The sequence below is a fragment of the Bradyrhizobium sp. MOS003 genome, assembly GCF_003020125.1.
GTDB lineage: Bacteria > Pseudomonadota > Alphaproteobacteria > Rhizobiales > Xanthobacteraceae > Bradyrhizobium.
In genome coordinates this window covers 252642-267443 of sequence record NZ_PYFW01000007.1, presented here as the reverse complement: position 1 = coordinate 267443, position 14802 = coordinate 252642, and the positions used below count along the sequence as shown (strand labels likewise).

The window sequence follows — 14802 nt, the reverse complement described above, 5'->3', positions numbered from 1 at the left end:
TCAGCGCGACGCTTTGCCGGATTTCGAAGCGGGCTTGGCGAACGCCGCAGGCGATAATGGCGTGGCAGGCGGCGTCGCATCGGGCGGCGTTTCCCGGCACCTGTTGCGACGCCAGGCGTCCTCGGCCATTTGCGACGACCCGCGCACGGCGACATAATCGTTGCGATAGGCGAGCTCGGACACCACGGCGCCACCGGTCCCGGTCTCGGCCTTCTCCATCAGCGCCCGCAACTCGTCGGTGCGCTTGGCGAGCGTCTTGCGCTCAGCCTCCAGTTGCTTGCAGTCGTACAGTTCGTATTTGGCGGGATCGGCAAAGGCCGGCGCGACCGTCTCGGTCATGCTGGCGCAGCCGGACAGCCCGGCGCCGGCCGCAAGCAGCGCGAAGAGCGCGCCGAAGCCGCGCGGCGATGTGAAGAACGAAGCAGCCATGCCGGATGAATAGTCCCCGTGGATTGAGAATGCCTAAAGCAACAACAGATGTCCGGATTGAGGCTTTGCCTTGTGCGCCCGCCTCGCTTAAGGAAGGACCGTCCCTCCGGGCCCGCGAAACGCGCCAATTCCAGACGGCCGGAGATGGACTTAAGTGTTTGATCTCGTTGGATCAAGCGGGCATGGCGGAATTGGTAGACGCAAGGGACTTAAAATCCCTCGGCGCGCAAGCGCTGTGCCGGTTCGACCCCGGCTGCCCGCACCACGAGATCTGATGGCATCCCTCAGCTTGCGCCCAGCACAGTCAGTTCGAGGCTCTCGAGCTTGAGGGGCCGGACCAGGATGTTGAAGCCGAAATAAACCGGTCCCGTCGCGTTGTCGGGCAGCTTGACGACCGTCTCGCAGCCGATCGGGAAGGGCTTGGTTTCTCCGCCGTCTGGTGTGCTCGGTCCCTTGAGCGTCGCCGAGCTGCCGCCAATCCGGCCGATGAGTGCTCCTACCGCACAATCGGTGAGGATCAGCCGGTCGTCCGGAAAGGATTGTCCGATCAGCCCGTCCGGTCCGCAAGTGGGAAGCCCCGCCATCGCCGTCCACTTCCCAATTGCCCTGCACCTCACATATTTGAGCGCCGGATCAAGCGCTTCCAGGGCGACAGTCCAGGCCGCAACCACGTCCTGTGCAGACAGATCGATCTTCTTGATCTCAGACCAGTTGAGCGTGAGCATGTTGCCTCACAGATCGCACTTTCTTGCCAATCTCAGTTCGTTGGTGGTCGCTTCATCCTTCAGCGCTTTGGCGACCAAATCGCCAGCGCCGGAATTGGGCAATTCAACCATGGCTATGCATCGGTCGTTGTCCTTGTCGCAGCGCACCGCCTGGACGGTGACGGCGCCGTAAGCCGTGGGTTTCTTTCCACAGAGCTGGGGATTGCTGCCCGCGTTCAGCACGCCGGAAGCCGTGGAACGATCGAGGTTGACGAGAAGCGACAACCTGCCTTGCGCGCCGTCGAGCAGGTTCGGCTGATCGCCCAGGTCCGCGGCCGAAACCGTTGCGCCTTGCGCGAGGCCCTTCGCAGCGACGACGTATCGACCGTCGTACCCGGAGTAGCTCAGGTCCGTCGGCAACAAATACGTGTTCGGTGGAAGGAAACGCGATGCCACCGGACCTTGAGGCTTTCCGTAGAAGATCAGGAACAGCGTCCCGAACAAGACGAGGAGACACCACGCGACCATCGGAATGAGACGTGAAATCTGCATGGCGTCACTGCGTCTTTGGTGGAAGGTAGACGAGGTCGGTCGTTCGGCCATCCTCTTCGGCACGACGAACCTGCTCCCACAGCAGCCGCTCGCCGCTGCGCGAGGCGGGCTGCGGAAGCCCCAGCATCTTGAGCACGAGGAGCCGGTGTCGATCGATGGTGGATTTCACGACGTCGCCAAACGCGAGTTGGTTCTCGAAGACCAATTCGTAAAAGAACGTGAGCAACATGGGAGTTGCCGCGCCGATGGCCAGGAACAGCCAGGCCGGGCCGCCGCGCACGAGCAGCGTCGGCAACCATATCGCTGGAACCGTGAGGATGAGAACCAGGGACAGAACGGCAAAGTCCGACTGCGCTCTCGCATTCTCGATCGAGGTCAATATGGGGTCGTCGGCCTTCTCCGCCTTGATGGCAACGAGCAGGCGTGGCCAGAGGAAATCGAACTGCGCGCAATACACGTCCTCGGCGTAGCTCTCCACCACGTATCGGGCGTCTCCGATCAGCGTCGCGCGAGGATTCTTCAAGGCTGCGGCAATCCGGACCCGCTCCTTGACGATCTCATGAGCATAGAAAGCCTCCCGACATGCCGCACTCAGAACATCTTCGAACTGGTTCGCCAGGTCCCCCGTGTCTTCGCACAGCCTTGCTGCGGCGGCGTCGAGTGTGGCAGGCGCGATCAGGCGGGCGAGCGCAAGCTTGTCGGGATTGTTGCGGGCCAGCATCGCGAGCACGCTGGCCTCCGCCTCTCGTACGGCCGCGGCCATCAATCGACGCTTGTCGATTGCCGTCCTTGCGGCTTTGAGCGAAGCGGCTGCGGTGTCGACGACTTTGGAGTCTGGCGGTCTGGCGAGGCGTTCCGCGTCCGCATACGCCATTCTGAACGGACTATCGGCAGGATTATACTTCTCCAGCATCGTGTGGAGCGCTCCCAAATCGTCAAGGCGCTCCTGGATCGTCCTCTCGAGGATATTCGCTTCAGTGCGGCGCATGCCTCGAAGCCAGTCGTGAATGTCCACCGGCAGAAGGGTTCCGTCGAGCAACCCGCGAAAGCGCGGCATCAGCGGCATGACTGCGTAGGCGACGATGACAAGGCCGAGGACGATCACGATTCCAGAGGTGGCAAACTGGGCGGCGTCGACGCTCCCAGACAGGCTCACGGTCGCGCCGAATATCTTGATCGGGCCGACCGCCAGGGTGGCGATCGCCAGATGAATGACCGCAATCAATGCGACGGGAAGAAAGGCTGCAAACCAGAAGGTCCTCGACAGGAAGCCCTGGAGCGCGGTGTAGACCGAATTGAACGCGCCGATCACACGATGCCCGCCTGGCTGCAAGTGACCGGCTTGCCGTGGGGCTTGTTGCAGACCCCGGGCACCCTGACCTGATCCGGTTCGAAACTATGGACGGGCTCGCCCGCGCATTTGCAGATGGTCAGGCTCTTGGCGAGGTGGCCGGCGAATGCTTCGGACGAGGTCACGATCACCGCCCCCTCGGGACCGATCTCCTCGACGAGGTAGTGCGCCTCCTTGCCACCGTCGTTGGCCACCAGGAGCGAGCGAAATCGATCCTCTTCCGGGAAAGTCAACGACGGCCGCGATCCCGGTGGTCCAAACCTGTCGGTTGCCGTGACTGGAGGCGCTCCCAACGCAACTCTCGGGAGCGTCGGCTTCACCTCGCCGATCTCAACGCTCTTTGGGTCCCTGCCCGCATCAAGCGCCTCATTCATGGCTTCGAAGATCTCACCGGCGGTGACGACCCTCGATCCATGACCGTCACCGACGACCACGGCTCTCGTTCCGGCCTTGATCTTGTCGAGCGCTTCCGGAAGTGAAAGCGTCGGCTTCACGCGCCCCAAGACAATCCGCTGCATCGAAAGCCCCTCCCGGAACTCGCCGCTGTCACGATCGAAACATTCTGCGCCGCCGACGACGTCAGCTCACGCCGGGCCTACTTCAAAACCTTTTTTTTCGCCCATTCCCGGATGCGCTCCTCCGAGACTTCGAAATGCATGGTGTCGTGGAAGCCGACGCCCGAATACCAGCCCGCCTTGTTGAAAAGCGGAATGAGGAGCGCGATGAACGCCGGCACGCTCCCGCCGGTATTCGCGGGCGCTTCGAAGCCGACGACCTTGAAATCCACCGCCGTTCCCCAGGCGTGGTTGGAGACGTGGGTGCTGACCGAACCATTGGTCGGCTTGCGCATGCGCACGCTGAGCATGCCTTCGGTCGACAGAACGTTCGCGAGATCCGGTTCTTTCGCGAAAGCTTTCGCCAGAACGGCTTTCACGTCGTCGATTGCCGGCTTGATGCCGGTGAGGCGAAATAGGGGAGACATCCGCTCCAGCACGAGGTTGCGCTTGACGAGATCGGACGCGCGCTTGTTCTGTCCGACGGTCGTGAGCGGCATATGAGGCGAACCGAGCAGCGAGATCATCGTCTCCTCCTTGGCGCTCGAGAGCCCATTGTTGATGGGCAGCAGAGTCGCAAGAGGGACCGGTGCCGAAAAACGGCGGGCAAGATCCCCTCGGCTCAGCGTCGCGTCCGCGCCAAGCCCCCGGGCGGCGGGCCCGGCTGCCCCGATCGCCGGCGCATCGACGATCCGTTCCACGGCCTGCAGCAATTCCTTGCTCGCCGATCGCACCTCTGCGGCGTGATTGATGATCGGTCCCCAATGTCCCGCTTCCTCCCGCAGCCCCAGCGCAGCGATCTCGACCACCATGGCCGGACATTGCTTGCTGAGCTTTTGAAAGGCGAAGCCCCGGGAAGCGGGATCGCCGAAATTCTCGCGGTCGCGATCGTTCTCGCGCGGACGCATATCCACCTCGAATATCTCGCGGAGCCCCTCGCCGGGATGGTCCTGATAGTGGTGGAAGACGTCGAGCAGTTCCGCACGCGGCGCAATGAGGTCGAAGCTCATCTGGAACAGACCCGCCTCCGCCGTGTCGGCAGCCCGATTGTTGGCGCTCCGATCCCGTCCTTCGCAGAAACGCCCGCTGCTCTCCCGCATGCCGAGACCGAGCAGCAGGACGAACAGGGCTCGCAAGCGCTCGACCGCGGTCGCCGTGCCCATGCCGATGGCCCTCAACTGGTCGCTGTACCAGCTCAGAGCATCTCCCTTGAGATGGCCGTGGGAATGGAAGGCCGGTTCCAAGGCGCGCGCCATGCGGTCCGCGACGGGATCATGCGCCTGCAATCGGGCGTAGGCCGACGCGTAAGCCACGGCCATGCCTTCGGTGTAGCCGATGCAGGCCACGCCGCGGTTCTTCCAGTCATATCGCGCGATCGCCGATACTTTTGCAGCGGTGATGACCTGGGGCGTGATCTCGGTCACCAATGGTGCGGCATCGGACAAGGGGGCGAGGAGCTCGAAGTGATGATCCTGCCCATCCAGGTTCACGACGGACATCTTCGCGGTGGCCTCTGCCTGCCCGGACGTCCCGTCGGATTTTTTTGATGATGGCTTGGGCTTCTGTTTCTTGGTCATGCAATCCTCCAGCAGCCGCCACGACCGACGGCCTCTAAAAAAATGTTCGACAATCAACGCAACGTGTAATGGCAACTTCCAGCAATAATCATCATTAGTACGGCGCCGCCAGGACGCCGTCAACCTCAGCGTGTCAAACGATCTCACGCACCACCGGTCACGCTTCGGTGTAAGCGCCCTCGCCCGGCGCTACTCCGCTCATCGGCCGCGCGAGCCGTCAACTTTAAGGCGATTATGCCTCACATGTCCTTGAGAAATGGGGCGCTCGCTGCTAACCCGGGCGAGAACAAGGCGCAGGCTCCATGGCTCAGACTTCCTTTCCCGCCCAGTCCACGACGGAAAGCCTGAAAGTCGGGGCCGACACGTATTCGAGCGCGATCGCCGACGCGCAGAACTACATGAACTGGGTGATCGACCAGTTCCGCCCCTACCTGAAGGGCGCGATCGTCGAGGTCGGGTTCGGGCATGGACTCTACAGCAGAGTGCTCGGAGAGCTTGGCGAGTATTGCGGCGTGGACCACGACCGCGAAAGCGTCGAACGCGCTGCGAAGGCGATGCCCGATCGCAAGTTCGCCGTCTGCGACATTCTGGTCCGCGATCAGCTGAGTTCCCTGTTTCCCCAGGGCGTAGATGCGGTGTTCACCATCAACGTGCTCGAGCACATCGAGGATGACGCCACCGCAATTGCCAATCTGGTGCAGGTGCTCAAGCCCGGAGGCCATCTGCTGATCAGCGTTCCCGCCCTGATGCTGCTCTACAACGATCTCGATCGCCTGGCGGGACATTGCCGCCGCTACACCACGGCACGTCTCGCCAAGCTGCTCGCCGATCAACCGGTCGAGCTGATCCGGCTGAACTACTTCAATCCGATCGGCGGCCTTGGGTGGCTTGCCAATCGCCTGAAGCGACATCATTCGCTGAACGATACCGCCGTCAACGGGCAGATCGCCCTGTTCGACAAATATGCCGTGCCGCTGTCGCGGGCGCTCGATCCGCTCTCGAGAAGCTTCTTCGGGCAATCCGTCACCTGTATTGCACGCCGCTTATGATCTCAGTTGTCATTCCCGCGCTCAACGAGCGCAACGGCATCGTCGAAACCATCGATCGAGCCAAGGCGGCTCTCGACGGCGCTCGGCTCACCCCCTACGAGATCATCATCGTCGACGATGGTTCGGCCGACGGCACCGGCGAGCTTGCCGAACGGGCCGGTGCAAAGGTGCTCAGGCATCCCCACAACATCGGCTATGGCCGTTCGCTCAAGGATGGAATTCGCACCGCATCCTACGACACGATCGTCATCAGCGATGCGGATGGCTCTTACCCGATGGAAGCGATCCCGGCCCTCGTCGCGCGCTTCAACCAGGGTTTCGACATGGTCGTCGGCGCCAGGACCGGGCCCAATTACCGCGAGTCGATGCTGAAGTCGCCGTTGCGTGCCATCCTCAAGGCGATCGTCGAATTCACCGCCAACCGCGATATCCCCGACATCAATTCCGGCTTGCGGGTGTTCGGCAGGCAGGTCGCGATCTCCTATTTCGACCATGTCAGCGACCTCTTCAGCTTCACGACATCGCTGACGCTCGCCTACATGATGAACGCGAAGTTCGTCGACTATATCGACATCGACTACAAGGAGCGGATCGGCCGCTCCAAGGTGAACCTGTTCCGGGACTCCATTCGCACCCTGCAATACGTCCTCGAGGCCTGCACCTACTACAATCCGCTCAAGATATTCGTGCTGCTGGCGATGATGTGCATGGCCCTCGCGCTGGTCTCGCTGATCGGCGGCATCATCCTGCAACTCGTCAGCGCCTTCGTGCTCGGCGTCGGCGCGATCCTGCTCAGCATCCTCGTCGTCGCCATGGGACTGCTCGCGGTGCTGCTGAAGCAGATCATGAATCAGCGACCATGACCTCCCGCGGCGAGGGAACGCGATGTGCGGCATAGCGGGCATCTTTCACCGTGACGGCCGGCCGGTCGACGGCCGCGCGGTTGCGGCGATGTCGGAAGCCCTCGTCCACCGCGGGCCGGACGGCGACGGCCACTGGTTGGACGGCCCCGTCGGTCTCTCCCACCGCCGGCTCGCCATCCGCGATCTCTCCGATGCCGGGCGCCAGCCGATGCTCGATGCATCCGAGCGCATCGTCGTCACCTACAACGGAGAGATCTACAACGATCACGAGCTGCGCAGCGAGCTCGAGCGGTCGTTCGGCGTCCGCTTTCGCAGCACCTGCGACACCGAGATCCTCCCTTACGCTTATCTCGCCTGGGGCGAGGCGATGTTCGAACGCCTGGAGGGCTTTTTCGCGATCGGCCTGTGGGACCGGCAGGAGCGCCGCCTGATCCTGGCGCGCGACGGCATCGGGATCAAGCCGCTGTACTATTCCGAAAGCAGCAGCCGCGTCCTTTTCGCGAGCGAGATCAAGGGACTGACCGCGAGCGGTGACGTCGCCGCGCGGATCGATCCCGTGGCCCTGCACACCTATCTCGCCGCAGGCCATCCAGGAACGCAACAGAGCCTGTACCAGGACATCAAGCAGATCCCGCCCGGCACGATGATCGGATTTACCGAGCGCGAGCGGACCGAGCGACGGTTCTGGCGGCCGGTGCGCGCGCCCGTGATCCGCGACCTCGACGAAGCCGTTGTCCGGCTGCAATCGACGATCGAGACCGTGGTGAAGAGCGAGATGGTGAGCGACGTTCCGCTCGCCGTGCTGCAGAGCGGCGGCATCGACAGTTCGCTGATCAGCCTCACGCTCGGCCGGCTCGGCTTGAAGCCGCCGCTGTTCACGGCCGGCTTCACCGAGAAAAGCCATGATGAGACCGCGGTGGCGCAGCAGATCGCGACCGCCGCTGGCCTGTCGCTCAACATCATCGACGGGGAAGCCGGCGAGGATGCCGAGGCGGCGCTGCGGGCGGTGGTCTATCATTTCGACGGCCAATGCGCCGATACGGGCGCGCTCGGCTTCTATCATCTGGCAGGTGCGGTCCGCCGGCATTCCACCGTGGTCCTGTCCGGCGACGGCGGCGACGAATTCTTCGCCGGATACGAAACCTATGCCGCGACCATGATGGCCGAACGCGCGCGCCATGTCGTTCCGCGCAGCCTTGCCGGCCTGATCGGACGCCTCGCCTATGCCTCGGTGCGGGGCAACGAGAAGCGGCTTCCGGCGGCGGCGCAACTCGCCCGCTTTGCGCTCGGGCTCAGCGAAGCCGGCGACAGCCCTCATCTCCAATGGCGGCGGCTGGTTCCCCGCTTTCTCGCCGAGAAGATCTATGACAACGGGATGGCCGATCTTGCATCGGCCGACCCGTTCGCGGAATACGCCGGATATTATTCGGAGCCGCACGACAATGTGCTGGATCGGGCGCTGATCGCCGACCAGCGCTTCCATCTGCAAAGCGTCCTCACCAAGGTCGATGCCATGAGCATGGCGCACGGTCTCGAAGTGCGCGTGCCGATCCTCGACCGACGGGTCATGGACCTCGCCGGCAGCCTCGACGTCTCGCTGCTCAATCCCTGGCCCAAGGGCGCGCCGAAATATGTGTTGCGCAAACTCGCCGAGCGCCTGGGCATGCCTGGCGAGGCCGCATGGTCGCGCAAGCGCGGCTTCAACGTGCCGATCGCGCAACTGATGCGACGCGGCGGGCTGCGGCCGATCTGCGACCGGGTGCTCGGCCGCGAGGCTGATGTCTTCGCGCCTTTCCTGAAACCGGAGGCGATCCGGCAGCTTTGGAATGCGCATCGCGAGGCCAGGAGCGACAATGCGTTCGCGTTGTGGCCGATCCTGACGTTGGGCATTTCGTTGACGGGGCTTGCCGCTCCCTCGCCGCGCCGAGCCTAGGGAGCGGGCGCATGCCGGACCTGAAGGACCAGACGATCAACGATTTCGGCGAGCAATGGACCGCGTTCCGCGACAACCCCGGCTATTACGGCTCAGCGGACCTGCTTGCCGATCTGTTCGGTCCGTTGCTGTCCCTCGACGAGGTCAAGGCCAAGCGGATCGCCGACATCGGGAGCGGCACGGGGCGCATCGTCAACATGCTGCTCGATGCCGGGGCGGATCGTGTCGTGGCGGTCGAACCCTCCGATGCCATGCTGGTCCTGAAGGACAACACGGCGGCACGCGCGGAGCACATCGACTATCTGCAGGTGCCCGGCGAACAATTGCCGCCCGATCTCGGGCTCGACTATGTGGTTTCGATGGGTGTGCTGCATCACATCCCCGAACCGGCCCCGGTGGTTCGCGCGGCCTACGCTGCGTTGCGCCCCGGCGGACGCTGCATCGTCTGGCTCTACGGCTACGAAGGCAACGAGACCTATCTGTCGCTCGCGATCCCGCTGCGCAAGCTCACCGTCCTGCTGCCGCACCGGCTGCTGGTGGTGCTGTCGCATGGTCTGGAATGGATCCTGACGGCCTATATCGCGCTGTGCCGTATATTGCCACTACCGATGCGGTCCTACATGCGTTCGGTGCTGGCGAAGTTTCCGCGCAGCGTTCGCCGCTTGACCATCTACGACCAGCTCAATCCCGCCTACGCGAAATACTACACGCGCGCCGAAGCGGAGGCGCTGCTGTCGGATGGCGGCTTCGGGGATGTGAGGCTCTACCACCGCCACGGCTATAGCTGGACCGTGTCCGGCACCCGGCCCGCTTGACCGGCGTCGAGCAGCAGCACCCAGAACAACATCAGCGCGCTGAAGAGCAGGATGAAACTGTCCTCCAGGGAGGTGCCCACAATTGAGATCAATGAGGGCATCAGGAGACCGACGATGAGCGCGGCGGCGAGCGCCGTGGCCGAAAGATCGACCAGCAGGATCGCGGCATAGAGCGCGAGTTCGAAGAAGGCATATTCCTTGAGGCGCGGCGAACTGAGATAGAGCGCAAACATCGCCAGCACCGTGATGCGCATCGCCACGCGGGGGTGATCCATCAGCCAGCGTTCCAGTCGCCCGGGAAGCGAACCTCCTCCGTGCGCCGGCCGCTTCCCGATCAAGCGCAGGACGGACAGGGCGAACGGCCCCAGCACCAGCGCGGTCGCGGCGACTGCATATGTTGCGAAGATCGCCGGCTTGCTATCGATCAGGCCCACATGACCCATCAGATCCCGGGCCAGCAGCAGCAGTGACGGATTGCTCTCGAACAGTTCGACGAGGTGCTGGTCGGGAATCTTTCCGGCCATCGCAAGCTGCCAACTCGCGAATAGATCGGGGTAGGCCAGCCACGATATCAGGATCGGCAAGGCGAAGCTGAACACAGCCATCGCGATCAGCGTCAGCTTGCGACCGCGCGGCAGCGGCAGGAAATACAGCGCGGCCAGCACTGGAAAGAACACCAGCTTGAACGACATCACGAGGCCGAGCAGCGCGGCGCCGGCGAGGCGCGACGGAAAGCTGCGGTCCCCCGACGACCCGGATGCGGGCAGAGAAAGCAGGAGTCTCAGCGCGATCGCGGTCAGCACGCCGCTCAGGATCGCGAAATTGCCCGACGCCTGGACCCATTCGAAACCGACGAAGGCGCCCAGCGTGCAGAGCACCCTGAGCCCGACGTCGCGAGCGCTCGGGCGCGCTCGGCCATGACCCTGAAGACCAGGACCTGGCAAGACAAGGCTTGGCAAGACAAGGCTTGGCAAGACAAGGCTTGGCAAGACAAGGCTTGGCAAGACAAGGCCTGGCAAGAGGAGGCCGCAGAGCACGGCGAGGACGGGAAAGATAGCTTTGTGATGGGCGACCAGAATGCCGCCCGCGCAGAAGGGACGGAAGGCCTCCAGGGTCACCGGCAGATAGGGGTAGGAGAGCTTGGTGCCCTTCAGGTTCTTGACGAAGTAGGGATCGAGCCCGCCGGCATAGGCATCCACCGCCGCGCAATTGACGCGGGTGTCCCAGCCATATCTCACATCGAGCACGGCGTCGTTGGCGAGATTGCCAAGCACCAGGAGCGCGGTCAGTGCGATCAGGCAGCCAAGCCAGATGTTTCGCCTCGAAGCCCTGTCGGCCGAGGGCTCCAACCATCGTGCTGTACCGGTGACATCAGACACAATCGGATACCTTGTCTGGCCTGCTTCTCGCGGCGCCCGCGCGACGCCTGGTCGATCGGCCGCCACATTGGACAAGAGGCGTTTCCGTTTCCCCGCGCCGGGCCGCCCTGCCCCGCCGGACGCCGATCTTTAAGGGAAGGATGGTGAATCACTGGTTTCCGGGCCAGAGCCGAATCCGCAGGTCGGCTGCCGCAAGATCGGACTCCTCACCAATTCTTGTCCGCTCCGCCCCCGCCTGCCAGCCATCCAGAAACATGGGTTGTGCAATGCAGCATGGACGATGGATAAAGTCGCTCAATTCAGAGGTGAGCTCCTTGTCTGACGTCAATGCCGACGCTTGGGTGTCCTCGGGACACCGCCCGATGAGGTTTCCGGAATTCGTCATCGTCATCGCGTCCATTATGGCGCTGAACCCGCTTGCGATGGACATGATGCTGCCGGCGCTGCCCAATATCGGGGCTGCCTTCAACATTCCCGTTGCGAACCATCTCCAACTGGTGCTTTCGACCTTCCTGATCGGCTTCGGCGCCGGCCAGTTCGTCATGGGCCCGCTGTCCGACCGCTTTGGCCGCCGGCCGGTGCTGCTCGGCGGCATGGCGGTCTACGCGGTGGCGAGCGTGCTGGCGGTCGCAGCACCCTCGTTCGAGACGCTGCTGCTGGCGCGCGCGCTGCAGGGGCTCGGCACCTCGGCGACACGCGTGATCGCGACCTCGATCGTGCGCGACTGCTATGCCGGCCGCCGCATGGCGAGTGTGATGTCGCTTGCCATGATGGTGTTCATCGCGGTGCCCGTGGTTGCGCCCTCGTTCGGACAGGCGGTGCTGCTCGTGTCGCAATGGCGGGGCATCTTCGTCGTGCTGGCGCTGTATGGCCTGCTCGCCCTCGCCTGGAGCGTGCTGCGTCTGCCGGAGACTCTGCCCGAGTCTGGACGCAGGTCGCTTGCTCCTGCCGATATACTTTCCGCCTTCCGACAGACCCTGACCAACCGGCAGACCATCGGCTACGCGATGGCCGCAGGCAGCGTCATGGGGGCGCTGTTCGCCTATGTGTTCTCGGCGCAACAGGTCTTCACCGGCATCTACCACCTCGGTCATTATTTCCCCCTCGCCTTTGCCGCGATCGCGACCGGCGTCGCCATTGCCGGTTTCCTCAATGCGCGACTTGTCGGTCGGCTGGGCATGCGCGTGATCTCCCACGGCGCGCTGACGCTTTATGCCGTCGTGGCTTCGATCCTCCTCATCACGGAAAGCCTGCACGTGCTGCCGCTTGCCCTGTTCATGGTGCTCTCGGCGCTGATGATGTTCTCGTTCGGCATGATGGTTGCCAATTTCACTGCGCTCGCGATGGAGCCGCAGGGCCACATCGCCGGCACCGCCTCCTCGCTCTACGGCTCGATCACGACGCTGATCGGAATCGTGGTCGGCATGGCGATCGGACAAAGCTTCGACGGCACGCTGCTGCCGTTCTCGGTCGGCTTCTTCCTGTCGACGCTCGCCGCGCTCGCGATCGTGCTGGTGGTCGAGAAGGGCCGGCTGTTTAGGCCGCATCACCATCCCGTCGCATAAGGAACTTCCCGACCGCCTCCATGTTGTCCTGCAGCAATTTTGAAAGGCGCTGCGATGGAACTGGAACCCCGGGAAGATCACGGCCACGTCGAGCCGAAACCGACGGAACGTTCCGAGCCGGGCACCGGACGGTTCGCGTTCACGACGCCCTTTGCGAGCGAAGGGCTGGAGCAGGTCCGCGACAGCCACTGCTGAGCGACGGTTGCTCCTGAGCAGGGCCTTTATTCGCTCGTTCGCCGGCTGGCGCTGAAATCATCCGCAGCGCTCTCGGGCATCATCCGCATTCCCCGTGGCCGCATCATCAGAGCGACCACTTCACGCGTGACACCGGGCCTCCCCCAGAGCGTGGCCCGCACGGTGTACTCGCGCCTGACGACATGTCCGGTCTGCGAAGACGCCCACTCCATCCATCGAATGCAAGATTCCTGGTCGCGGAAACAGAGTGCGGCCCAGCCACGGTCGCGCTGGGTCCCGGCCGGCAAGCCCAATGTCTGCTCGTATTCCAAGGGCGCCGCATTACGCGGATGGTCCGGGCTGTAGAACGCAGTGGCGAAGGCCAGCGAACCATCACCACTCACCGCGCTCAACGGCACGCCGGTCAACTCGCGCCACTCACGCGTCAATTCGCCGGCGGCCTGGGCATAGAGATTCCGCCCCTCCTCGTAGCCGTGATCGTTGCGATAGACGGCATGGATGGGCGCGGCGATCAGGACGGCCGCGAGTGCAACGCCGGTTACGATCATCGTGAGGTTGACGGTGTAGAAACGCTCGATCGGGTAGCTCGTGCCGCAGACCACGAGAACGGTGAACAGGAACATTCCCTGCAACGCCCATAGCGACGGCAGATCGGTGCCCATCACGAGCGACGTCACCACCGGCAGCACGATCGTGCCCATCGCAACGTAGAACAAAAGCCGCAAGCCCGGGGTCATTGCCGCGAAGTCGGCCGGAAACCGCCTCAAGCGCGTTCCTGCGACGAGGACCCAGAACACGGCCGACACGCTCATGGCCGCCGCCAGCCCCAGCAGAAAGTTTCGCGCCTCGCCGAGCGAGGTCGCAGCGTTGCCGCCTGCGTGCGCCATCGCGTAGGTGAAGGTCGACGCGCCCGTCGTCGCAAGCCAATAGATGTGAGGTGACAGTGCCGCGAGCCCGACGACGACCGATATCCAGGGCGAAGCGGAGGTGAAATAAGCGCGCCGCGCCGGGTGCGCCAGCGCGGCAAACGCGAAGCTCGTGACCAGAAAGATCGAATAGTATTTGCCGACCATGGCCAGCGCCGTCGTGCATCCCACCGCGACCGCCCACAGCGGGGCGCGCGTCTCGAATGCGCGCAGGAAGCACCAGGTCGCCAGCGGCCAGGTCGCCAGCAGCACCGAATTGGCATTGAAGCGCTGGGCGTGGAATTGATAGACCGGCGTCAGCATCAGGAGCAAAAGCACCAGGATGCGCTTGTGCCCGGTCACGAATTGCCGCGCGATCCGGTCGACGAAGATCAGCGCAAGCCCGGCATTGGCCATCGCCATCAATTGCAGCGACCAGTCGCTGAGCGGGAAGACGGCGGTCCAGCCGGCGGCAATCCAGCCGGACAATGGCGGATGCTTGTGGTAGCCCCAGGCGAAATGCTGCCCGAGCGTCCAGGCTTCGAGCGTATCAGGATGCAGGCCGCCGCCGGCATAGGCGATCGCCAGATAAAGCGTCCAGACCGCAACGAAGCAGGCAATGAGGAGCGGCACGGCCCAGCCCGCCTCGACGCCATCGAGCCAATGCAGGAATGGCCGCCGCCAACGCGCCGGCGCGCGATCGGACCGTTCGGCCATCGCCTGGAGAGCAAAATCGATCGGCACGGGAATCAAACTGAGGAAGGAAAATGATGCGTGAGGCGACACATCTATTTCAGGTACGAAACAAATAGCAATGATTGGAAACTGGAAAGGTTAAACGCCCCACCGGTTCAAGCTGACGTGAAGCTGACAAATGGCAACGGCGCCGCTGGTGACAGCGGCGCCGCATGGTGAACAAGCCGGACCCTAC

Annotated in this window: 14 protein-coding genes and 1 tRNA gene; 7 read left to right on the top strand and 8 right to left on the bottom strand. The window is 63.6% G+C overall.

Going from position 1 to position 14802, the window contains the following annotated elements; all coding sequences use genetic code 11:
• Positions 1-429: a twin-arginine translocation pathway signal gene (locus tag C7G42_RS27110; protein ID WP_106951974.1), complete on the bottom strand. Its 429-nt coding sequence runs from the start codon at positions 427-429 to the stop codon at positions 1-3.
• A gap of 176 nt (positions 430-605) precedes the next feature.
• On the opposite strand from C7G42_RS27110, the gene C7G42_RS27105 reads away from it, so the two are divergent.
• Positions 606-694 (top strand) — tRNA-Leu (locus tag C7G42_RS27105).
• A 19-nt stretch (positions 695-713) separates the two neighbouring features.
• Here the strand turns inward: C7G42_RS27105 and C7G42_RS27100 are convergent.
• The 5 genes from C7G42_RS27100 to C7G42_RS27080 form a co-directional block, all read right to left on the bottom strand.
• Positions 714-1154, bottom strand: coding sequence for a hypothetical protein (locus C7G42_RS27100; protein WP_106951973.1), 441 nt, complete (start codon positions 1152-1154; stop codon positions 714-716).
• A gap of 6 nt (positions 1155-1160) precedes the next feature.
• A complete protein-coding gene (locus tag C7G42_RS27095) occupies positions 1161-1685 on the bottom strand; it encodes a hypothetical protein (protein WP_147250290.1) in 525 nt (174 codons plus the stop codon).
• Between the two features lie 4 nt (positions 1686-1689).
• On the bottom strand, positions 1690-2997 hold the full coding sequence (locus C7G42_RS27090; RefSeq protein WP_106951971.1) for a hypothetical protein: 1308 nt from the start codon (positions 2995-2997) through the stop codon (positions 1690-1692).
• The gene (locus C7G42_RS27085; protein ID WP_106951970.1) at positions 2994-3554 is read right to left on the bottom strand and encodes a hypothetical protein; all 561 of its coding nucleotides are present in this window, start codon (positions 3552-3554) and stop codon (positions 2994-2996) included. Before C7G42_RS27085 ends, C7G42_RS27090 begins: the two co-directional genes overlap by 4 nt.
• A gap of 77 nt (positions 3555-3631) precedes the next feature.
• On the bottom strand, positions 3632-5290 hold the full coding sequence (locus C7G42_RS27080) for a M15 family metallopeptidase (RefSeq protein ID WP_147250289.1): 1659 nt from the start codon (positions 5288-5290) through the stop codon (positions 3632-3634).
• A gap of 179 nt (positions 5291-5469) precedes the next feature.
• Between C7G42_RS27080 and C7G42_RS27075 the strand changes: the two genes are divergently transcribed.
• The 4 genes from C7G42_RS27075 to C7G42_RS27060 are packed head-to-tail and all read left to right on the top strand — an operon-like array spanning position 5470 to position 9827.
• On the top strand, positions 5470-6216 hold the full coding sequence (locus C7G42_RS27075) for a class I SAM-dependent methyltransferase (protein ID WP_106951968.1): 747 nt from the start codon (positions 5470-5472) through the stop codon (positions 6214-6216).
• Complete coding sequence (locus tag C7G42_RS27070) at positions 6213-7079, top strand: glycosyltransferase family 2 protein (RefSeq protein ID WP_106951967.1); 867 nt, start codon at positions 6213-6215, stop codon at positions 7077-7079. The genes C7G42_RS27075 and C7G42_RS27070 overlap by 4 nt, the downstream gene beginning before the upstream one ends.
• Positions 7080-7101: 22 nt before the next feature.
• Complete coding sequence (gene asnB / locus C7G42_RS27065; protein WP_106951966.1) at positions 7102-9012, top strand: asparagine synthase (glutamine-hydrolyzing); 1911 nt, start codon at positions 7102-7104, stop codon at positions 9010-9012.
• Positions 9013-9023: 11 nt separating this feature from the next.
• Positions 9024-9827: a class I SAM-dependent methyltransferase gene (locus C7G42_RS27060; RefSeq protein ID WP_106951965.1), complete on the top strand. Its 804-nt coding sequence runs from the start codon at positions 9024-9026 to the stop codon at positions 9825-9827.
• On the opposite strand, the gene C7G42_RS27055 is transcribed toward C7G42_RS27060, so the two are convergent.
• Entirely contained in the window at positions 9791-11206 is a 1416-nt protein-coding gene (locus C7G42_RS27055; protein ID WP_106951964.1) for a hypothetical protein, read from the bottom strand. The two genes, C7G42_RS27060 and C7G42_RS27055, sit on opposite strands and share 37 nt — an antisense overlap.
• A gap of 314 nt (positions 11207-11520) precedes the next feature.
• On the opposite strand from C7G42_RS27055, the gene C7G42_RS27050 reads away from it, so the two are divergent.
• Both C7G42_RS27050 and C7G42_RS35485 read left to right on the top strand, forming a co-directional pair.
• Positions 11521-12771 carry a multidrug effflux MFS transporter gene (locus C7G42_RS27050; RefSeq protein WP_106951963.1) on the top strand — a complete coding sequence of 417 codons (1251 nt, stop codon included), beginning with the start codon at positions 11521-11523 and terminating at the stop codon, positions 12769-12771.
• 54 nt (positions 12772-12825) lie between these two features.
• Positions 12826-12966 (top strand): hypothetical protein, encoded by a 141-nt coding sequence (locus C7G42_RS35485; RefSeq protein ID WP_199581166.1) that lies wholly within the window; start codon positions 12826-12828, stop codon positions 12964-12966.
• 26 nt (positions 12967-12992) lie between these two features.
• On the opposite strand, the gene C7G42_RS27045 is transcribed toward C7G42_RS35485, so the two are convergent.
• Positions 12993-14588 (bottom strand): glycosyltransferase family 39 protein, encoded by a 1596-nt coding sequence (locus C7G42_RS27045; RefSeq protein ID WP_245427985.1) that lies wholly within the window; start codon positions 14586-14588, stop codon positions 12993-12995.
• Positions 14589-14802: the final 214 nt, after the last annotated feature.